Source organism: Lysinibacillus fusiformis (assembly GCF_002845985.1).
GTDB classification, from domain to species: domain Bacteria; phylum Bacillota; class Bacilli; order Bacillales_A; family Planococcaceae; genus Lysinibacillus; species Lysinibacillus fusiformis_D.
In genome coordinates this window covers 82,265-103,823 of sequence record NZ_PDFK01000001.1, presented here as the reverse complement: position 1 = coordinate 103,823, position 21,559 = coordinate 82,265, and the positions used below count along the sequence as shown (strand labels likewise).

Below are 21,559 nucleotides of genomic sequence, written 5' to 3'. Positions count from 1 at the left end.
CTATATTAAAAGTTGCACAACAATATATTAACCCTGTTCTAAAATTAGGACAGGTTAACATTATTTTATTGTCCTTCACCATATAGGTGTTTCTCATTTACATAAAATAATTTGACGTAAAAAAGACTGTTTTTTAGCAATACATCGGTCAACTATCTCGAATCCAGCTTCTTCAATTAAGTCATCAATCGTATCAATTGTGGCAATAATAATTTTATCTGAAATTCGTCGAGCGTGCTTTAGTATCTCACTTTGTTCTTCCCTTGATGCGTGAGTAAATAAGTTATATGGTAAATCAACAATCGCTACATCATAGTGCTCCGTTACCTCTGAAATCGGTCCTAGTGTAATTTTACCTTCTAGTCCGAAATAAGTGATATTACTTCTGGAACCCTGACATACATGATAATTAATGTCTCGACCTTCAATATCAATTCCCATTGAAAGTCCCTCTATTATGACAGTTCCTATTCCACAACAGGGATCGATAGCACGTACATTTTCTATATGTGGAACTGCAATATTAGTAATAGCACGAGCAACTCTTGTGCTCAATGCGGTTGAATAATTGTGTGGCTTCTGTTTATGTTTAAGCCAAATGGGTTCACTTTTTGTATAGTTGCCAAAATACCAACGACCGTCTAAAGTAATAATCCCCAAGATAATTTCTGGATTGTCTAAATCTGGTTCTCCGTTAATCGACAATCCAATTTCTCTTTCAATTTTACGACGCTCTGCATGGTCTATTTTATTAGTAGTATTTATGACCATTTTATTTAAACTAATTACTTTGTAAGTGTTTTCTCCTACATTGAAATGCTTAAGACGATCCTTTAATACGTCTAAATCATTCTCTTCATATAATATCTCAAGTCTCTCTTCAATAAATGGGCTACGGCTTGGATCAATTTTAACATCGCTAATTAAATAGTTTGAGTCAGAATCTTTTCCAAAAAATGAGCGCATCTCCATTCTACATAAATCATATTCATCAATATGATGAATATAAGTGTAGATATACTTATCACGTATTTTTAAATCATTAGTCAATTTATTTTTCTTCCTTTAAATTCCAGATTTTATTTATGGGAAATGTAGTTATAAGTAGTGTTTTAATATAAAACAAAATTTAGTCATTTATTTTAATCTAAAGAATCATTCTACTAAACTTTAGCCTCATATGCCATTTTATTTCTTTGAGAAGTAATGTTTTTAGGCTGTATAAATGATGAATGCGGAATAATCTTATCTAAATTAAGATAGCGAAGAGAAAATAGCTGCACCAAATAGTACTTACAATCCTCTATCGTCTAAAGGTTTATTCAATCATAAAATTTCACAGGTAATAGTGGTCTTCATATAGTGTGTTTTTGCAGTATTGACAAATAAAAATCATCAAAAAACAACACACTATGAGCAATCTACGAATAAGATGTCTCTGTAGTATGAAGATAGAGGTAGGTGTTCATGGTTGAGAAAGAAGTGGCTGGCTATATGCGGCATTATCTGTACGCTTGGGCTAGTAGGATGTCAGGACAAAGCGGCAAACGATAACAAGCTAGAACAAGAAATTCAACAACATGAAGAAGCTCAGCAGTCTGTTACGTATGAACAAGAGCACCCAATTGAGCCTATTGTAGAGGTTATTGATCCCGTAACACAGCAGATGGTTCAAACAATCTCTCCTAAGGAATTTGGCTTTGACACAGATCCGCAAGCTTATTACCAGCAGCTAGAACAATTAGCAAAGGAATTGGCGAGAGGAACAGACACAATGACTGGCTATGATCAACGAATGGTGCTCGATCGATTGGGAGAAGAAGGGCAAGTAATCAAAGGAAGACCGCAAACTATTTTAAAAGAAAGCGAATTAGTAGAGCGAATTCTAGAGGCTTCAACGACGGGTGGTCAAGTGGAAATGCCGCTCTATGTAACAGAAAGTGGCTATTATTTAGAGGATCTTCCTTTATTAGAGGATGTCGTTGTTGCATCCTATACGACATATTTCAATAGCACAGATAGTGGAAGAAATAAAAACATCGAGCTGTCGGCTAGGGCAATCAATAATGTCATTGTAGGTAGTGGTGATTATTTTTCTTTTAATACGATTGTGGGTCCGAGGGATGAAGCGAATGGCTATCAACCTGCACCGGAAATTATTAATAAGAAGGTAGTCATGGGGATTGGCGGTGGAATCTGTCAAACGTCTTCAACCCTGTTTAATGCTGTCGATCAAATTCCAATTAACTATGTGGAACGTCATCACCATTCCTTAGATGTGGGGTATGTACCTAAAGGAAGAGATGCTACTGTTTCCTACGGCAGTTTAGACTTTAGGTTCCAAAACACGAATGATGTACCATTTTTAATAAAGGCTACCTATGGCAATGATTTTCTAACAATTGAAATCAGAACGGCAGCGAAATATGTAGAAAAATTGACAAAGTCATAATGGCATGAAAAGACACCACTGGACGTTGGTGTCTTTTTTTAAGTGACATGATATAGTTAAATTGAGATATTTTACAAAAGCTTTGGGAGAAGGGGGAAGACAATGCATCCAAAACTACAGGCAGCGATTGATTCGATTGATTTATACCAAGCAACTTATCCAGAGGATGCTTGTGTCATCGTGGCAGATAGAGAGAAAGTTCTTGCCTATAAACCGGGGAAACGTGTTGATTTAAAAGTAGGGGTTGGTGAACCAGTACATAAATATCGAGGGACTGCAACGGAAATAGCCTTAAGCTCAGGCCGCTTTGTGAAAGAAGAGCGCGGGGCGGAAGGGTTTGGCATGGCATACATTGCCTCTGCACAGCCTATTTTTGACGGAGGTCAGGTAATTGGTGTAGTAAGTGCCATTATTTCCAATGAAAAAATGGATAGTATGCGCTTGTTGGCAACTGAGCTTTCAAGTGCTGTTGAAGAAATGACGACTACCAATGAAGGATTAGCTACTTCCAGTATGGATGTGTCCAATCGTTTAGAGGAATTATCGAACTTCTCGGAATCGATGGCAAGTGATATTAAGCGGATTAATGACATTGTGAATTTAGTAAAGGATTTGGCTATGAAATCCAAAATTCTCGGCTTGAATGCATCCATTGAAGCAGCACGTTCAGGTGAGCATGGTCGTGGCTTTGCCGTGGTTGCTTCAGAAATACAAAAAATGTCCCAAAGCAGTACAGAAAGTGCTGATAGCATTACAGTGCAACTAGAAAATATTAAACAATCCATCGATCAAGTCAATGCGTCAGCAAATCAAATTTCTGCGTTTACACAGCAATTTGCTGCGAGTATGCATGAATTAACAGATGCCTATAAAGGGGTTAATAGCACGGCAGAAAAGCTCATGCAGATTAGTGAGATGAAAGGATAATAATATAAAAAAAGGATAATAGACAGGTAACATGCTATTATCCTTCCCCATAATTAAATAATCTCTAAAATTTCCTGTGGTGTAGCGACCTTATATTCAGGATTTTCGTTTTGCACGACCTCTATGGCATCATAGCCCCATTCTACCCATACAATCGGGACACCTGCTTTCTTACAAGCCACGATATCCCTTTGTTCATCCCCAATATATAACACGTCAGCTGAGTTGACATTTGAGTCCTTTAAAAACTTTTTCATCACTTTATCCTTGCCAAAAATTCGATTGGAGCAAAGAACATCTGCTACACAGTGAATACCGTTCATTTTAAGAAATGCTAAAATATTTTCCTTAGAATTAGAGGAAATAATAATGATTTTATAGCCTCTCTTATCAATTTCCATCAGGACTTCCTTCATTCCATCAAAAAGATGAACATCATTTAATGATTGACGATACAATTTATAAAATTGCGGTAAAATCATGGGCAATTTATACATTGGGAAATCAAATAATTTACTGCGTTCAGAAATCGATAATTTTTTCAGTGTATCAATTTCCTTTAATTCGATGCCTTTAAATTTATATTTTTGCGCTAATGTATTCCATGCTGATGCAAACACTGCGGTTGAATCTGCCAGTGTTCCATCAAAATCAAAGATAATATGCTTCATTGCCAATTTTCTCCTTTTCCATCTCGTTGTAATTGACGTTTTATCTTAATTCAGCAAGTGTTTTTTGTACCAAAAGTGAAGCAGTACTTTAGAGAAAGAAAAATATTTGTTTTGTTTTCTCCAATGGGTGTTCAAATGCCCGCTAAAAAAGCTGAACTCAGGCTAAGAATGCCACATCTTGTGCCATATCTGAGTAATCATCATCATGTTAACCCGAAGCCTCGGCGGAAGTCACTGATTTTGAAGTTGACCTGCACGATGCAAGTCAGTTAACTGTCACAGGACGTGATGGTCTGAGGTTAACATTCTACTCATCAGCTCGAAAAAACGGGGCGCAAAGTTGATCTGCGCGAAAATGCAGAATCAGCGGCAATTACGTCAAAGGCGTAATTGATGTTTAAAGATATGACATAGGATGGGCGACCTAGTGTAGTGCATCATGAAACAACAACTATTTTGAACGTACGTAAACATCTTATGGTAAATATTATCAGAAAATACTGCGATTGCAACGGAAATGACATAACAAAAGGAGGTGCCTTAAAATTCCTTCGAGACACCTCCCTTCTATACTAAAATTATTGAGTTTTTTTCAAAAAGAAAGAGAGTATGACATTGATGATTGCCAGAGCAAAACTGATTGCAAAGACAAATGCAGAGCCTGAAGCCGCCGCCTCTTGAGCATTAGTTGTACTGTCAGTTAAGAATTGCTGTTGCTTAGCTGAGAACAACGAGACCATTACAGCAATGCCTATGGCACCTGATACTTGTTGAGAGGTTTGTGTAATCGCAATACCATCAGGAAAATATTGTCTTGGCAAAGCATTGAGCGTATTCGTTTGGACAGAGGCTAATACCATACCAACCCCAAGCATCATGATGATATGTGTTAACACTAATGCCCAAGTAGCTGTTTCGGTACCATTTAAAGCATAAAGTCCATAGCCAATCACAACAAGTATGGTTCCGGGGGTAATGATTGCACGTGGCCCGTATTTATCGAAGTATTTACCGATGGTTGGTGCTAATAGGCAGTTTAGTAGACTACCAGGGAGCATCATTAAACCTGTTACAAAGGCCGATACCAAAAGTGCCGTTTGCATATACATCGGGAGCACCACTAGCATAGACAGCATATTGAAGAAGGTAATCATATTCATCAGAAGACCCAATACGAACATTGGATACTGGAAAGCTCTCAAATTTAACATAGGATGGTCCATTTTTGATTGACGCAACACAAATAAACATAAGGCAATTACACCTAGTAAAATGGTGCTAAGTACGTTGATGCTTGTCCAACCCAATTCTCCACCGCTACTTACACCATAGACGATGCCACCAAAGCCAATCGTAGATAAGATAATAGACCATATATCTATAGCAAGCTGCTTTCTTTCATTCACATTGGGAATAAAGATAAAACCAAAAATGATCGAGAATAATAAGAAGGGGACAGTAACCCAAAATATCCAGTGCCAGGATAGCGTGTCTAAAATCATCCCTGCTAATGTCGGGCCGAAAGCGGGTCCTGCTAAAATGACGAGACCTATCATCCCCATAGCACTACCACGTTTATTAGCTGGAAAAATCGTGAAAATCACATTTTGCGTTAATGGTAATATAATCGCTAAACCTGCAGCTTGAATAACACGTGCTATAAGTAAGACAGCAAAGATTGGTGCAACAGCGGCAAGTATGGTACCAATTATGGAAAAGAGTAAAGAGATTATAAACATTTGGCGAGTGGTAAATTTTTGCATTAAAATGCCTGTAACAGGTACTAAAATGCCTAATGTGAGAAAATAGCCTGTTGCTAGCCATTGGATAGTTGTGGCATCCACGCTGAAAAGTTGGCTAAGTTCCCCTAGTGCAATATTTAATGCTGTCTCACTAAATAGCCCTACAAAGCCGGCTACTAAGAGAGCAGCCATAATTGGACCTGTTTTTATTTCCTTATTCACTGTAAAAACTCCTTCAAAAATGTTCAACTTTCATAGAATGTATAAAAACAGAATATTCTGAAAAATAAAGTTGCGATGCTTCTACTATTTCATGTTCTGCATTATAAAAAAGTCTATGAAGATATAATCGTGATGTCGATTATCAGCGATCATGATTCCTTTTAGCTAGTACACCTCCGCGATACTAACTGCTCTGTTTTTTACTATAGCAAAAAAAAATTCTCAAATGTAAGTACTAATTTGAGCGATTACTATACGATTTCATCATTTAGACACATTTTTTTGAGATAGCATTCATTTTTTGAAGGAGAGGAGGAGATTTGTCCAGACCTCTCACAAACGAGTGATAGGTCTGAACTCTTTTATGAGAGCTTTTCGGTTTTTTCACGTGTTCGAATTAAGTAATAGGCATTGACGGAGGAGGCGATCGGAATAATCAGTGCAATACCGATGCCAGCACAAAAAATAGTCGTCATTTCAGCACTAAAAACCTTGGAGTTGACGATTTCACCAATCGAATAGGAGAGATCTTTGAACCATATTAATAAGCTTAAATAGCCACCAAAGAAAGCGAAGAATAACGTATTCGTATCGGTTCCTAAAATATCTCTCCCGATATTTAAGCCGGATGTAAATAATTTCTTTCTACTAATCGAAGGGTTGCGATAAAAAATCTCATGCATGGAAGTAGCAATGGAAATAGCGACATCCATAATTGCTCCAATCGTACTCATAATAATGACGGAGGCACCAATCTGCACAAAATCAACACCAATATAAAGGGAAAAGATGCTTATTTCTTCTGTTGATTCTTCACCAAATCCTTGAATCATCAACTTTTTCGTTACAAATGTAATAAAAAGAAGTAAGACAACAATCGTCACCATAGTGGAGATAAATGCTGTAATGGTTTTACTGTTTGTTTTATTGATATAGAAAAGGCTAATACAACTAATAATTGTACAGGCAACGAACGTTAAGATGATGGGGCTATTTTTAGGGTTGGTCATTAAAAAGATCGTCACAAAGAGCACACCGAAATTTAGGAATAAAGAAAGAAACGAACGTACACCTTGCTTCCCGCCAATTGCGACCATCAATAGACATAAAATAAAAGCTAATAACACAATTACATTCATTCTTGAACCCTCTTTCGATTAATGAAAAATAGAGCAGTATACTGACTGATCGGAATCGTGAGGACAACCCCAATACCACCTGCTAAGGCGCGAGCTAATTCTAAAGAAAGATTCAAGGACAGCGTGAGTCCTAAAGTAGAAGAATTTTTCAAATAGAGAATAACCATCGGTATGGAGCCACAAAGGTAGGCAAAGAACAAAATACTCGTAATGGTGCCCATAATATCTTTCCCGATTTCATGCCCTGAAGATTTAAGTGCCTTCACAGAAATAGTAGGGTCTTGTTCATATAAAGCAAAGATTGAAGAAGCCATCGTAATAGAGACATCCATGACAGCCCCAAGTGAGCCAATAAATAAGCCAGCCATAAAGACTGTACGATAGGGGCGTGTTAAAAATTGCATTTCTTCATAGCGAAGACCGTTTTCACCAGTTAACCACATCACGACAGAGCTAATGATGAGTGCCATAACGGTTCCTAAAAGTGTAGACACAATAGCTGCATACGTTTTCGTGTTCAAGCCGCTAATCAGTAACAACGAAATGATCGTAAATAGAAGAGCGCAAATACCACTGATGACTAACAAGCTTAGGTTACCATGTTTCACATATAAATCTAACGCGAATGATAAAATCAATGCATTAACAATTAAACTAATGATGGAAAACAAGCCTTGTCTTTTTCCTATAAGGAGTAAGACAAAAATAAAAATCCACGCAATCATGAGAAGGGTTTGATCTCGTTTTAAATCGAGAATGGTCCCAGTTAGCCCTGACTGTGATGCGTGATTATCTATGGAGACAAAGATTTCATTGCCCACACGGTATTCTTGATCGAAAGCTCCAGAGGCGGAATAGTCATTCGTCAAATGGATGGATTGCCCTTTATGTGGTCCATTTTGTATCACGGCTGTAATATGCTGTGTAAATAAATAATCATCATTATCATACATATCTGTCATTGGTTCTGATTCTGCTACATCAGCTTTTATCACCTCAGCAATCGGTCGATCATAAAATGATTCATTATGATGAACGAACACAATCGAAAGCACGCAGCAGAGCATTAATAAGGCATAGAAAATACCTTGCTTCAATGGGATGTTTTTAAAAAATAGCAAGTAAATGACCTCCAAAGTGCTGGACTGAATTGTCACTTGTAAAGGAACGTTTTAGTGAAAGGGAAGTTCCATGCACAGTTTAAATGTTATCAGTTTAATGATTTCGTTTACATTTATCAAGTCATTGTTATATTAAGCTGAAGACTCCCTTGCTGACGAGTGATTAAACACCTGATAACACCATCAAAAAACGCCGCCTCCTGTGGCAATAATATTGCATGTTGCCTCAATGCCTCAGGCGGACGTCACAAACGCGAAAAACCTGGATGCATTGTTGATCTGCTATAATTCTTTTTGAAAAATTTTTAAAAAGAAGGATGGATAATAGAATAAAATAGTGTTATCGTAAGATTAGCTAAATAAAAAATCCTTCAGGGTAGGGTGAAATTCCCGATCGGCGGTGATGAAGTAATTCAAAGTCCGTGAGCGCAAGCTGATTTGGTGCAAATCCAAAACCGACAGTTATAGTCTGGATGGGAGAAGGGTAAAAATGCGAGCTTTTTAAATTGATTGTAATTTAGAAGGTTTATTTTCCTATGCATTTATTACACTACTTCCCACAAGCTTGTTGGGAAGTTTTTTTATTTAGTGCCAATCGAATAGAAGATGTTCTTCGGGGTAGGGTGAAATTCCCAATCGGCGGTGATGAAGTAATTCAAAGTCCGTGAGCGCAAGCTGATTTGGTGCAAATCCAAAACCGACAGTTATAGTCTGGATGGGAGAAGAACAAATGAGATGACAGTCTATGGAAAAAATAGTTTTCAATTAGGCTTATTTGTTGATGTCTTATACTCCCAAACCCCTTTGCTGAAAGGGGTTTTTGTTTTTTATCGATAGCTAGAGCTAGAGAAGGAGGAGACGGATAAAACTGGAGAAGTGACGGATAGACCTTCGAAACTGATGGATAAGACTTCAAAAGTGAGGGATAGAAGCCTAAATCAATGAAAAGTAGGTGATGGAATGTTTACAGGGCTTGTAGAGGATATTGGCATTTTAAAAGCCATGCAAAGCGATAGGGACAGTATGAAAATAACAGTTCAATCAGCCAAAATAGCAGAAGATGTCAAGCTTGGAGATAGTATCGCGGTTAATGGTGTTTGTTTAACGGTGACATATTTTACGGAACAGACGCTTACGATGGATGTGATGCCTGAAACAGTCAACGCAACCAATTTACAGCAGCTCGCGGTAGGGGATTCCGTGAATTTAGAGCGCGCCATGCCTGCTAATGGGCGATTTGGCGGTCATTTTGTTGCTGGACATGTGGATGGGGTCGGTAAAATTTTGTGCAAACGTCCAGTAGCCAACGCAGTCTATATCGATATCGAATTGTCAGAGGAACTAACCAAATTTTGCATTCCAAAGGGTTCTATTACGATTGATGGCACAAGCTTAACCCTTTTCCATGTTGACACGAACAGTGTCACGATTTCACTAATTCCCCATACGTACAAAGAAACCGTATTAGGCATGAAGAAGGCTGGAGCGATTGTGAATATCGAAACAGATTTAGTTGGTAAATATATTTTACAGCACCTGAAAAAAGGGCAAGCAACACCAACCATTACGAGAGATTACTTAGCACAACATGGTTTTTAACAAACTGAACGAGGAGATGACAAAAGTGCTATATGCAATTGAAGAGGCCATTGAGGATTTAAAGCAAGGCAAAATGATTGTAGTGGTTGATGACGAGGATCGGGAAAATGAAGGAGATCTTCTGGCACTCGCTGAATTCATGACACCAGCAACTATAAACTTTATGGCAACCTATGGTAGAGGATTAATTTGTACACCGATTTCACAGCAGCTTGCACAACAGCTAGATTTACATCCGATGGTTCAGCACAATACGGATAATCACCAAACAGCGTTTACCGTAAGTATCGACCATGAGGATACAACGACAGGAATTAGTGCCTATGAACGAGCATTTACGATACAAAAAATGATTGAAAAGCAAGCAAAGCCGATTGAGTTTCGTCGACCTGGTCATGTTTTTCCGCTCATTGCGAAGGATAATGGTGTTTTAGAGCGAAGAGGGCATACGGAGGCGACTGTCGATTTGGCAAAGCTTTGTCATAGTGTGCCAGTGGGTGTTATTTGCGAGATCATGGGCGATGATGGTCATATGCTACGCTTTGAGGAATTGATAAAGTACGCAGCACAGCATGACTTGAAAATGATATCAATAGAGGCACTTGTAGCATACCGCAGTCAATTGCTGACAACTGAAAATAAAATTTCTATTTAAAAAGGAGAAAGAACAATGGGTCAAACATTTGAAGCACAATTAATTGGAACGGGTTTAAAAATTGCAGTTGTGGTAGGTCGATTTAATGAATTCATCACAAGCAAATTATTGGACGGTGCAATGGACGGCTTAACACGACATGGTGTTGATGAAGCGTCTATTGATGTTGCTTGGGTTCCAGGAGCTTTTGAAGTTCCTTTTATTGCGAAACAACTAGCAGAAACAAAGAACTATGATGCCATTATTGGTTTAGGTACGGTTATTCGCGGCTCTACAACACACTATGATTATGTTTGTAATGAGTCAGCAAAAGGTATTGCCAATGTATCGTTATCAACCAATGTACCTGTTATTTTCGGTATTGTGACGACGGAAAATATTGAGCAGGCGATTGAACGTGCTGGTACAAAATCTGGTAATAAAGGATACGATGCTGCCATGTCTGCCATTGAGATGGCTAATCTAAAGAAAATGATTGGATAATGACCAAATGTTTCTTTGAATATTTTGCACATCCATGGGAAAAATATGCTTAAGTGTATTTATTGAAGGTAATCGTTTTTCATAAATGTACTAATCTGGAGATGGCTCAGTAGGAGATGAGAAGTATTTCATCAATGGAACAAATGATCAATTTGAAAATGTTGAAATCACTATTTCAACGCTCTGCTGATGTGATTTTTCAACAATATAAATTTCAGCAATATACAGTACATTTGATAACTTGTGATGCAATGATCAACGAACAAATACTTCAGACGGTAGTTGTTCAGCGAGTCCAATCCTTATTAAGTGATGTCGCTGATGACATGTTAGAGGAACAAATCGACCAGCATTTACACATTCCCTATTTACAAAAGGTTTTAACGCAAGAGGATGCCATAACAAGAGTCTATAAAGGGCATGTATTATTGTATTTTGAAGAAAATCAATTACTATTTTCTAGTGATATTTCTAAAAAACCGAATCGAGAGCCCGGAGAAACATCGCTAGAATTAGTGGTCAAAGGGCCAAGAGATGACTTTATAGAAGATGTTTTTATTAATATTGCTTTATTAAGAAAGCGTTTGCCCACTAATTCTTTTAGTGTAGAAACATTAGAAATTGGGAGACGTTCCAAAACCACTGTAGCGGTACTCTATATGGATGACATTGTGAATTTAAATATGCTAGAACAAATCCGTCTACAATTACAAAAGATTGATACGGATATTGTTGTCAATGGTGATTTATTGATGGAAGCAATTGAACAAACAGCCAAAGTACTGCCCAGGCATGATTATACCGGGAGACCGGATTTTGCTATGCAGGCATTAATTAGGGGAAGAATACTAATAATGATTGATGGTGTTTCCTACGCATTGATCACACCTACGAATATAATGTTGCTCTTTAAATCGGGTGAGGATAATGATTTTCCTGTCATTGTCAGTTCAATGGAAAGATTGCTTCGTATTGTTGGGATATTAATTAGTATGCTAACACCAGGCTTTTGGCTTGCGCTGACTACGTATCATCAAGAACAACTTCCTTTTCTTCTTCTAGCAACAGTTGTTGAGTCGAGAACGGGACTGCCATTCCCAACGATTCTTGAAATACTAATGATGCTATTTATGTTTGAATTGTTTCGTGAAGCCAACTTACGTCTTCCGAGTGCAATTAGTGGATCAATTAGTGTTGTGGGAGGTTTAATTATCGGAGATGCAGCGATAAAAGCTGGCGTTACGAGCCCTTCAATGATTGTTGTCATTGCAATTTCGAGTATTGCGGCTTTTACATTGGTTAACCAATCATTTGTAACAGCCATGAGTATTTTTCGACTAATCATTATTATAGCCTCTGCCTTTTTTGGATTATTTGGTTTTTTTATTGCAGTATTTTTCATCATCTTATACGCAGCGAATATGCGTGTGCTAGGTGTACCCTATTTAAATTTTAGTGCACATTTGAAGAAGGAAAATCTAAAAAAATCATTATTAAGACTTTCATCAAAGGGCTACAGTAGACGACCTTCCTTTTTAAAGCCACAGGATCGAACACGTACTTCGAGTAAAAAATAAACAAATTTCATTAAAGATCAGGTATTGTAGTAGGTACCTGATCTTTTTTGTGACTTTTGCTTTAGGAAGGTATTACATTAGCCTGTAGGATAGGAAATGAGACATAAAATGTTATTAGTTACCTTTTTAGTTTACTTTCTTGTAAAGGATTATTAAACTATTGGTTACGGTGTGTAATTTTAGTAGAGTTCAAGTAAAATGGATTTTCTGTTTTCATTTCTGTAGGATAATCAAGAAATGTTCACTTTACAAACAAAAAATAGAGTTAATTATTATATAATGATATTCCAGAATATTTATAGGTGAGGAAGTCCCGTTTTATATGAAAAATCGAAAAATAAAACTAATATTAATTCTATCAACGCTTTTATTATGTTTGTTTACAAGTTTAAACATCATTACATCCTATGTGAAAATTAAAAAGACCGTTGAAGAGTCTATTGCCAATCAAAGCTTAGAGGCTGCCAACTCCATTGCTTCTTCTATTGATACAGCTGCTTATCAGCAGTTTTTGAAGAATCCACAGAAGAATGATTATTATTGGGAAGTAAGAAGCTATTTAAATGATGCCAGAGTAAAACTAGGTGCATTGTTTGTTTATACGTTGAAGGTGGATAATCCAGAAGTATCAAGTGCGATGATTATGGGGCTGCCAAATGAACTGAAAAAAGGCTTTGATATAGGAGAGGTTTGTACTGTCCCAGCAAAGCAAGTGGCAAAAGCCTACAAAGGTGAAACCTATGTTACAGAGGTTATTCATGATTCTGTACATGGTTCTTATTTATCGGTTGGTACACCTATCAAAGATGAGAATGGTAAAATTATTGGGTATCTAGGCATTGATATCAGCGCAGACACATTAAATGGCATTAAGGGAAAAGTCATTGAAGACAATTTATTTATTTTTATTTTTAATGGTGTATTTATTTTAATTGTCATTGGTTCTTTTTTATTTTTACAACGATGGTATCAAAAAGAGGTAGCGAAAGAAGTCGGCGCTACAGAGGACACATATCAAGCAGAAATTAAAACTTTGATTACTTCGGTATCATCATTACGTCATGATTTCACTAATCATATTCAAGTGTTACATGGTCTTTTACAATTAGAAAAAACAGAGCAAGCAAAACAATATTTGTCTTCACTATCTAAAGAAGTTCAAGCGATTAAGTCTTTAAAATTAAATATTGACCACCCAGGTCTGTCCATCTTATTACAAACGAAAAAATTAACCGCTCAAAATCATAATATTGATATGGACTTTACCATTTCTCAAAATGACTTTAATAAGATTAAAACGACAGATTTAATCAAGATTCTATCCAATTTAATTGATAATGCCATTGATGCTGCGGTTGAATTACCTGAAGGACAACGTAAAATTATGATTTGCTGTACAGCTGATGAAGTACAGTATGAATTTAAAATTACTAATACAGGGCCAAATATTGTGGATGCTGACCACATATTTAAGCAAGGGTTTTCAACGAAAAGGCATGAGCAGGGTCGCATAAGAGGACAAGGGTTATTTATTGTGAAAGAAATTGTCCATAAATACAATGGTCATATTTCAATCGACTCATCGAAACATTTAGAAACAACTGCTATTGTCCATATTCCCATTAAATAACTGAAAATAGCTTCCTACAAATTGTAGGGAGCTTTTTTCTATTTGTTAGACATACATTACAAAATAGAAAGTGTTATGATGAAGGGGATGAAAAAAATGGAAAAGGATCTCCTGACGTTATTGAGAAAGGGTGGGCTTCATTTATATGCAAGGCATGGAACGGCCACAGTTGGTGTAGATCAGGCATATGGCACGTTTCACAGTTGCCGCTATCAAAGAAACCTATCAGAGCATGGTCGTAGGGAGGCTGTTTACTATGGTCAAATGCTGCGTTATTGGCAAATTCCCATCCTTTCGCCCATTACAGCAAGTCCGTTCTGTCGAACAAAGGAAACGGCTCTACTTGCATTTCCAACTAACGGTGTACAAATTGACCCTTTTTTGTTTGAGATCTTCATGTTAGGTGGCAATCTTACCAGTGCTGAGCAAACTAGCATTTTAACGACACTGACATCCAAGCTGGAAATAAAACCATCACAAGGCATGAATAATGTAATGATTGGTCATAGCTTTCCGAGAGACGTGGGCCTTGGCATCCTTTCGAATATGGGGACGGTTGTCATCAAGCCTAAAGGTCCAGGGCGTGGGTATGATATCGTGAAAAAACTAACCTTAGAAGATTTAGCGACATTAGATTCCATTTGAGAAGAGGGAAAATATGAAGGTCAAAACAGTTGAACAATGCACATTAGAGGAAGTATTGAAAGCATGGAACAAAGGCTTCGAAGGCTATTTTGTGGATATCCATATGACGGCCGAAATGTTTTTACATCGACTGGTTGGGGAGGGGCTGTCTCCTAAACATTCCATTGTCATTTTTGACCAAGATGAACCGATTGCGATTGTTATGAACGGTTTCCGTATCATAAATGGCAAGAAAACAGCTTGGAACGGTGGTACAGGTATTTCCCCAGCCTATCGTGGTAAAGGCATCTCACGTTTATTAATGGAGGAAACCTTAGCTATCTATAAACGAGAACATGTAGAAATCGCTACGCTGGAGGCAATTAAAGAAAATCAGGTAGCTATTGCTTTGTATGAAAAATATGGCTATGAGGTTGCTTCTTCATTATTATTTTTAAGTGGCGAATATGGAGCGAACGTAGAGCCTACAGCCGCCACTCACGTTGCAACCATCCGCCCTGAGCAGCTAGCATATCTCTCTTTTTATCAGGAAGATGTTCCTTGGCAGTGTGGCTGGCAGAGTGTGAAGCAGGGGGAAGCCAAGGTTTTCTATAATGACAACAATGAAGCCCTAGGCTATATGCTATACAAAACCGTGTGGAATGACAGCGGTGAGATGGAGCGTATTCTACTCTATCAATTGGTGATCCTAGCAGAAAGTCATATAGATTTAATACCGCAATTTTTAGCCAGCGTCACAACACATAAAGTTCAGATAACGACAGTGAACTTTTTAGCAAGCAATCCAGCAACAAGCTATTTATTAAAGAATGGGCTTAAGGTGACAACAGAGCAGGTACAGATGACAAGGAGATTCTAGGCATGGTTGCCAACCTCCTAAAAATCCAGTATACTAATGCGATAAAGAATGGAAATAAAGGATGAATGAGATGACTTTTGAAGAAGTATTACCACGCTTAAAAGCAGGAGAAAAAGTAATTCGCAATGGCTGGGGTGGTGCTGAGCTATATGTGAAGCTGGTTGGTCAAAGCCAGCATGATGGCGAGACATTGAATCCTTATTTTTTAATTAACGTTCGTGGTGAGGGCTATACAATGTTCACACCTACAGTATGTGATCTATTAGCGGAAGATTGGATAATCGTAGAATCGTAATGAGTGAAGTCATCTCTTCTAGTGAGATGACTTCTTTCTGTAAGGAGACACAATATGAAGTTTGATGAATATAGAGAAAAGACGGTTTTTATTACGGGGGCCGCTTCAGGCATTGGACATGCTCAAGTTATTGCATTTTTAGAAAATGGAGCAACTGTTTTTGGATTGGATGTAGAGGAGCAGGGGTTAATACAGTTACAGCAGCAATATCCTGATCGTTTTGCCTATAAGGTTGGCTCTGTAAGTAGCCAACAAGATGTGGAGCAGTCGTACAAAGAAGCTATTTCACTATTTGGGCAAATTGATATTTTATGTAATACTGCTGGGATTTTAGATGGTTTTGCGAAAACTTTGGATACAGACGAAGCGCTGTGGGATAAAATTATGAACACGAATGTGAAGGGCACGTTTTTTGTGACGAACATGATTTTACCACATATGGTAGAACGTGGCACTGGTACAATCGTCAATATGGCGTCGATTGCTGGACTTGTTGCTGGTGGTGGCGGTGCAGCCTACACAGCTTCTAAGCATGCCATTGTCGGTTATACGAAGCAGCTAGACTTAGATTATTGTCGAGCGGGTATTCGTGCGAATGCGATTGCGCCTGGAGCCATTCAAACACCGATGAATAAGGCTGATTTTGAAGGGGACGGGGAAATGGCTGAATGGGTAGCTGAAGAAACGCCAGCAGGTCGATGGGCACAGCCTTATGAGGTGGCGAATTTGACTTTATTTTTAGCAAGCTCGGCTGCCGATTATATTCATGGGGCAGTGATGCCGATTGATGGTGGTTGGCTGACAAAATAGCATTGTTCAATTCGATATTCTTCTGCTATAATACGCAGGTAAGCAAAAACGGCTTGCACTACGGCACTTCAGATAGGGCGTGAAGCTCTCTTCCTTTGGTCGTAGTTATTACTAAAATAGCAACTAGCTATTTTACAAAGGAGAATAAAATTGAATACATCTATTGTAAAAGATTCTAGCCGTGTTTCTGTAAGTGAACTTACAAAAACGGCACTTGTTGCAGCCCTTTACGTCGCTGTAACGGTTATGTTGTCAGTCATTAGCTTTGGCGCTGTTCAGCTACGTTTGTCAGAAATGTTTAATTATCTGGCACTGTACAATAAGCGCTATGTGGTAGCGGTGACGATTGGCGTCATACTTGCAAACTTCATGTCACCAACATGGATTTTAGATGTGCCAATCGGTGGAATTGCGACCTTTCTTGTCTTATTACTTTGTAGAAGCGTCACAAAACATATGACAAATGACATTGCAAAAATGGTTGTTACTGCTTTGATTTTTGCTGTCTCCATGTTTACGGTGGCTGGTCAATTAACTATCCTTTACGATCTACCATTTTGGGCGACCTGGTTCACAGTGGGCGTTGGGGAATTATTGTCTATGACTGTTGGTGGACTGACTATTTACTTATTAAATAAAAAAATTGATTTATCTAAATAAATTCGATGAATAAAAAAGACATTATCATCGTAAGGGTGAGAGTATCAAGTTTAGAATAACTCTAACACTTCGGCTGAGTTATCCGTTCAAACTACCGCTTTAGCTACTTAATATAGTATTTTTCACTGAATATCAAAAAAGCCTCTTTGCCCGGATTCTGTCTAGCATTTTTCAGAACAAAATCCGGGCTTTTATTTATTTCCTCACGACCTAGCCAGATAGCAACAAGGCATCCCAAATCGCAAACCAATAGCTAACTCCCCATAAGCCGATTTTAGCTCACTTCCAAGCTACTTATGCCAAACAACATATCCAACTGCTAGAGCACAATTACCTTATTTCTATGATCCTTAAGCGGATAAGCGCATTTTACATATTATTAAACTGACTTTCACAACGACTTGATTGCTATCGATGCTTGTCAGACCAATCATTTGTGGGAGGGTCTAGAGACAATGTATTGCGCAGCACACAACAAGAAAGGACTCCCGATGATCCATAAAGGAGCATTGGGAGTCCCTACTATAAAGAAATTCTTTGTCCTATTGATTAATTGGAGTGTCTTGGGACGGCTCAACATTGATATTATCAGGCTTTGCCAGAAGCTGCACCGAATTAATAGACGAGTTTGATAGTATATAATTTCCATTTACCACAGCTAAAACCTTAGCAACGTATTCTGTGGAGGAAGTGAGTGGGTTACCAAATGCATCCAATTCTATGCTTAGATCTTGACTTACATTGGAGAGCCCATTTTGATAAATTCTAGTACTATTATCATTATTCATTGCATTACTTTCTTTGAAACCATCTGCTGCATCTTTAGGTAACATAAACACTCTATACTCCGTTACGTTTTGTCCGTTTTTGACATCGAAGCTAATTTTAATATCGGAATATTTATTTTTGTCCCCTTGAACACTCAATTTCACATTCTCCACCGCTACAGGTGCTGAATGATCCACTAAAGTAATAGCAGAAGATGCGAACGATAAGTTATACATTGCCTTGGAATTTCCATTACCTATGGACAATATATACACACGATATTCTTGGCCATTTGTTATAAGTTTTCCATCCGTATCTTTACTACCAGTTCCCAAACTCATACTATATTGGCCTTTATTTATATCTGTATAATCAGTGACTTTAAGAGCTGCGTTCACATCAAAGCCATTTGCTTTTGATGCGGGTACGACAAGAATACGGTAATTACCTATATTGGATTCATCAGAAGGCTTCGAGAATGATATTTGTAAATCTCGACCATCTCCAAAATCCCCAATATCGCTTACATTAATATTACTTACCGCCTGAACAGCTTTACTTTTACTAAGTGTAATCACAGGCGAAGCAGAGGATAGGGCATAAGTATTTGGAGTATTTCCATTGGCTACAGTCAGTACATAGACACGATAGCTAGTTCCTTCCGTAATAAAATTACCGCGCACATCCCTAACTCCATCCAACGTTCTAGTTGCAGCTATATTCCCACCTTTGCTTTCTGTAATGTAATAATTGCTACTATTGGCTTGTGAAAGATTAAAGCTGCTGTAATAAGCTGTAGGTACGATTAGAATTCGATAATGATTGACATTTGCTTCATTAGAGGGCTTCGTGAACGTTACTTGCACATCACGCCCATCTCCATTATCAGCTATATCCGCCACATTCAGATTGGTTACAGCTTGCACATTAAAATTCTTATTTAGCGTAATCGTAGACGTCGGTGCAGATAGTGCATTGCTTCCTATTCCATTCGCTACAGTTAAAACATAGATACGGTAGCTAGTACCTTCTTTGATCGTATTACCGCGCACATCCCGAGTATTTTCAGCTAACGCCTGCTCATATGTGGACTTTCCAGATTTGTAGACAGTCGTGTAATTGTTGCTGGATACATTATTGGCTTCCGTCAGACTGAAGTTATTGTAATAAGCTGTTGGTACAACTAGAATCCGATAGTGACTAATAATTGACTCATCTACAGCTTTATTGAAAGAAACAAAGAGGTCACGTCCGTTGCCATAATCACTTACATCGCTTGCATTGAGATTCGATACTGCACCCGCATTGCTGCTAAATAGCGTAATCGTATTGGAGGCTGAAGACAACACGTTATTCGCTGAGTTATTTGCTACAGCCATAACGAATACACGATAGCTAACTCCATTCTGAATGGGATAACCATCAGTATCCCTTGCCCCTGAAGAGAGCACCTGCGTAATATTGTAGCCTGTCTTGTTCACTTGTGTGTAATAAGTGTTAGATAAACTGTTCGCCTTCGTCAATGTAAAGTTCGAATAGTTGTTAGCTCTTACAACAAAAATTCGGTAAGCGTTGATAGTAGATTCATTGGACACATTATTGAAGCTTACTCTCAGGTCTCGACCATCCCCAAAGTCATTGACATCACTCACTTGTGTAATAATCGGAGTAGACATTGTATTTTGACTAAGTGTTACTGATGATGAGGCAGACGACAGTTTATTGCCTACTGAATTCGTATTACTTACAGACAGAACGACCGCTGTATAAGGTACGTTATTTCTAATGAACTCACCAGAGGTATCACGTGCTGAGGAAGACAAAGTTCCTACCAACGTACTGCCGTTACTTCCCGATTTATTCACTGTTGTATAGTAGCTGCTTGATAAATTATTCGCAGTAGTAAGACTAAAATTGCTAGCATCCTTGGTTTTTACGATAAACACACGATAATTGGAAATATTGTTATCATTCTGCGGACGAGTGAAGCTAACTGAGACATCGCGTCCATCGCCAAAATCGTTAATATCGTTAATCTTTACATTTGTTACCTCTGTAACAGAAGACAAATTGGTTAAGGTCATCTTCGGAGAAGAAGTCGATAAAACGCTAGAATAAGAACCTTTCCCAACAGCAAGTATACGAACCACATAAGGCTGATCATTTCTAATGTAGTCTCCGTCCACATCTCGTGAATTCTGCGATAAATTGATGGTACGGTTCGAACTTGAAGTAGTTACCACTGTATAATTAGAAGGGGAGACTTTCAAGGCAGATGCTAAATTAAAGCTTTTTGAAGCCTTCACAACCATAATGCGATAATGATCGACGTATGATTCTGTAGACGATCTGGAAAAGCTAACCTCCATGTCACGTCCATCTCCCTGATCATTAACATCGCGAACGGATACATGGCTCGCAGGAGCAATACTGATATTGCCTGGAATGTTTGGATTGCTTGGAGTGTCAGATTGAATCGTTACGGTCTGATTTACTGAGTTCCAGTCAACATCCTGACCAAGTGCTTCACTAACGAAGCGGACTGGTACCATTGTTCTGCCTCTTAAAATTTGTGCTGGTACATCAAGCGTAACTGACTTGCCATTAATAGTAGCTACCTTCGATTTCATCTTGAGCACTACTGTTGTATCTTCTTTATACCCTGTTACCGTTTGATTCTTTGAATCCCAATTTACACTGGCACCTAATGCCTCAAAGATTGCTCTAAGTGGCAGCATAACACGCCCTTGAATCATCGCTGGCGGTTGATCGGTCTTCAATTGAACCCCGTCCACAGTAATTGTGATGGCTTTTGCCGCTTGTGCGGTTGCCGGTTGCAGCAATAGCGGTACAATAAGCATTGCTGCGAAAAATAAAGTCCATATTTTTTTCATAAATTCCACCCTTCTTCATGCCATATGACTGACGCAGCATGACAATTAATTTAACGTATCAAAGGGCTAAAAGTTTCATCCTTTTACCTCGTAAAGAAAATTTAACCATTTTAGGCTATATCGATGCTATTTTCTGATTCACTTACCGTAACAAAGATTGAGAATTTTGAGGGGAGGTGCCCAACTATTCGGTGCAGGAGGATCGGTTAATAACGAGGATTATACTTAGAGTCTTTACGAAACAAAGGAAGCAACTCCCTTGCCCATAGTCGTTTCCACTAAAGGTTGTGGATTTCTATCATCAGTTTCATTTTGTCAACTGAATCAGAGGTGTTTGACGTGACTATAGATAAAAGAATTGCCGAGAAATATCATATACTATGGCTTGAACTATAGAAGTGTTTACTTTT

Annotated in this window: 17 protein-coding genes, 1 pseudogene and 2 riboswitches; of the genes and pseudogenes, 12 read left to right on the top strand and 6 right to left on the bottom strand. The window is 38.2% G+C overall.

The window, feature by feature from the left end:
* Positions 1 to 93: 93 nt before the first annotated feature.
* Positions 94 to 1,050 (bottom strand): TRM11 family SAM-dependent methyltransferase, encoded by a 957-nt coding sequence (locus CRI88_RS00635; RefSeq protein ID WP_371327987.1) that lies wholly within the window; start codon positions 1,048 to 1,050, stop codon positions 94 to 96.
* 421 nt (positions 1,051 to 1,471) lie between these two features.
* On the opposite strand from CRI88_RS00635, the gene CRI88_RS00630 reads away from it, so the two are divergent.
* Positions 1,472 to 2,452 (top strand): VanW family protein, encoded by a 981-nt coding sequence (locus tag CRI88_RS00630; RefSeq protein ID WP_101966326.1) that lies wholly within the window; start codon positions 1,472 to 1,474, stop codon positions 2,450 to 2,452.
* 102 nt (positions 2,453 to 2,554) lie between these two features.
* Positions 2,555 to 3,379 (top strand): methyl-accepting chemotaxis protein, encoded by an 825-nt coding sequence (locus CRI88_RS00625; protein WP_101966325.1) that lies wholly within the window; start codon positions 2,555 to 2,557, stop codon positions 3,377 to 3,379.
* Positions 3,380 to 3,432: 53 nt separating this feature from the next.
* On the opposite strand, the gene CRI88_RS00620 is transcribed toward CRI88_RS00625, so the two are convergent.
* From CRI88_RS00620 to CRI88_RS00605, 4 genes are all read right to left on the bottom strand, one after another.
* Positions 3,433 to 4,050 (bottom strand): HAD-IA family hydrolase, encoded by a 618-nt coding sequence (locus tag CRI88_RS00620; protein WP_058844609.1) that lies wholly within the window; start codon positions 4,048 to 4,050, stop codon positions 3,433 to 3,435.
* A gap of 578 nt (positions 4,051 to 4,628) precedes the next feature.
* A complete protein-coding gene (locus CRI88_RS00615; RefSeq protein ID WP_101966324.1) occupies positions 4,629 to 6,014 on the bottom strand; it encodes a DHA2 family efflux MFS transporter permease subunit in 1,386 nt (461 codons plus the stop codon).
* Positions 6,015 to 6,376: 362 nt separating this feature from the next.
* Entirely contained in the window at positions 6,377 to 7,153 is a 777-nt protein-coding gene (locus tag CRI88_RS00610) for a YibE/F family protein (RefSeq protein WP_089933242.1), read from the bottom strand.
* Complete coding sequence (locus tag CRI88_RS00605) at positions 7,150 to 8,220, bottom strand: YibE/F family protein (RefSeq protein WP_180957774.1); 1,071 nt, start codon at positions 8,218 to 8,220, stop codon at positions 7,150 to 7,152. Before CRI88_RS00605 ends, CRI88_RS00610 begins: the two co-directional genes overlap by 4 nt.
* A gap of 417 nt (positions 8,221 to 8,637) precedes the next feature.
* Positions 8,638 to 8,763: riboswitch (FMN riboswitch) on the top strand.
* Positions 8,764 to 8,879: 116 nt separating this feature from the next.
* A riboswitch (FMN riboswitch) is annotated at positions 8,880 to 9,005 on the top strand.
* A gap of 229 nt (positions 9,006 to 9,234) precedes the next feature.
* Here CRI88_RS00605 and ribE point away from each other — a divergent pair.
* From ribE to CRI88_RS00555, 10 genes and pseudogenes are all read left to right on the top strand, one after another.
* Positions 9,235 to 9,873 (top strand): riboflavin synthase, encoded by a 639-nt coding sequence (gene ribE, locus CRI88_RS00600; RefSeq protein WP_101966323.1) that lies wholly within the window; start codon positions 9,235 to 9,237, stop codon positions 9,871 to 9,873.
* 25 nt (positions 9,874 to 9,898) lie between these two features.
* Positions 9,899 to 10,525, top strand: a pseudogene (ribB, locus tag CRI88_RS00595) (3,4-dihydroxy-2-butanone-4-phosphate synthase); the annotation flags it as partial.
* Between the two features lie 18 nt (positions 10,526 to 10,543).
* Entirely contained in the window at positions 10,544 to 11,011 is a 468-nt protein-coding gene (gene ribH, locus CRI88_RS00590; protein WP_036118550.1) for a 6,7-dimethyl-8-ribityllumazine synthase, read from the top strand.
* Positions 11,012 to 11,145: 134 nt separating this feature from the next.
* Positions 11,146 to 12,588: a spore germination protein gene (locus CRI88_RS00585; protein WP_101966322.1), complete on the top strand. Its 1,443-nt coding sequence runs from the start codon at positions 11,146 to 11,148 to the stop codon at positions 12,586 to 12,588.
* A 322-nt stretch (positions 12,589 to 12,910) separates the two neighbouring features.
* Positions 12,911 to 14,218 (top strand): ATP-binding protein, encoded by a 1,308-nt coding sequence (locus CRI88_RS00580; protein ID WP_036118547.1) that lies wholly within the window; start codon positions 12,911 to 12,913, stop codon positions 14,216 to 14,218.
* Between the two features lie 96 nt (positions 14,219 to 14,314).
* Positions 14,315 to 14,863: a histidine phosphatase family protein gene (locus tag CRI88_RS00575; RefSeq protein WP_058845066.1), complete on the top strand. Its 549-nt coding sequence runs from the start codon at positions 14,315 to 14,317 to the stop codon at positions 14,861 to 14,863.
* A 13-nt stretch (positions 14,864 to 14,876) separates the two neighbouring features.
* On the top strand, positions 14,877 to 15,722 hold the full coding sequence (locus CRI88_RS00570; protein ID WP_101966321.1) for a GNAT family N-acetyltransferase: 846 nt from the start codon (positions 14,877 to 14,879) through the stop codon (positions 15,720 to 15,722).
* Positions 15,723 to 15,792: 70 nt separating this feature from the next.
* On the top strand, positions 15,793 to 16,017 hold the full coding sequence (locus CRI88_RS00565) for a DUF2829 domain-containing protein (RefSeq protein ID WP_036118538.1): 225 nt from the start codon (positions 15,793 to 15,795) through the stop codon (positions 16,015 to 16,017).
* 54 nt (positions 16,018 to 16,071) lie between these two features.
* Positions 16,072 to 16,827 carry a 3-oxoacyl-ACP reductase gene (locus CRI88_RS00560; protein ID WP_101966320.1) on the top strand — a complete coding sequence of 252 codons (756 nt, stop codon included), beginning with the start codon at positions 16,072 to 16,074 and terminating at the stop codon, positions 16,825 to 16,827.
* Positions 16,828 to 16,977: 150 nt separating this feature from the next.
* A complete protein-coding gene (locus CRI88_RS00555) occupies positions 16,978 to 17,487 on the top strand; it encodes a QueT transporter family protein (RefSeq protein WP_101966319.1) in 510 nt (169 codons plus the stop codon).
* Between the two features lie 542 nt (positions 17,488 to 18,029).
* On the opposite strand, the gene CRI88_RS00550 is transcribed toward CRI88_RS00555, so the two are convergent.
* A complete protein-coding gene (locus tag CRI88_RS00550) occupies positions 18,030 to 21,149 on the bottom strand; it encodes a copper amine oxidase N-terminal domain-containing protein (RefSeq protein ID WP_101966318.1) in 3,120 nt (1,039 codons plus the stop codon).
* Positions 21,150 to 21,559: the final 410 nt, after the last annotated feature.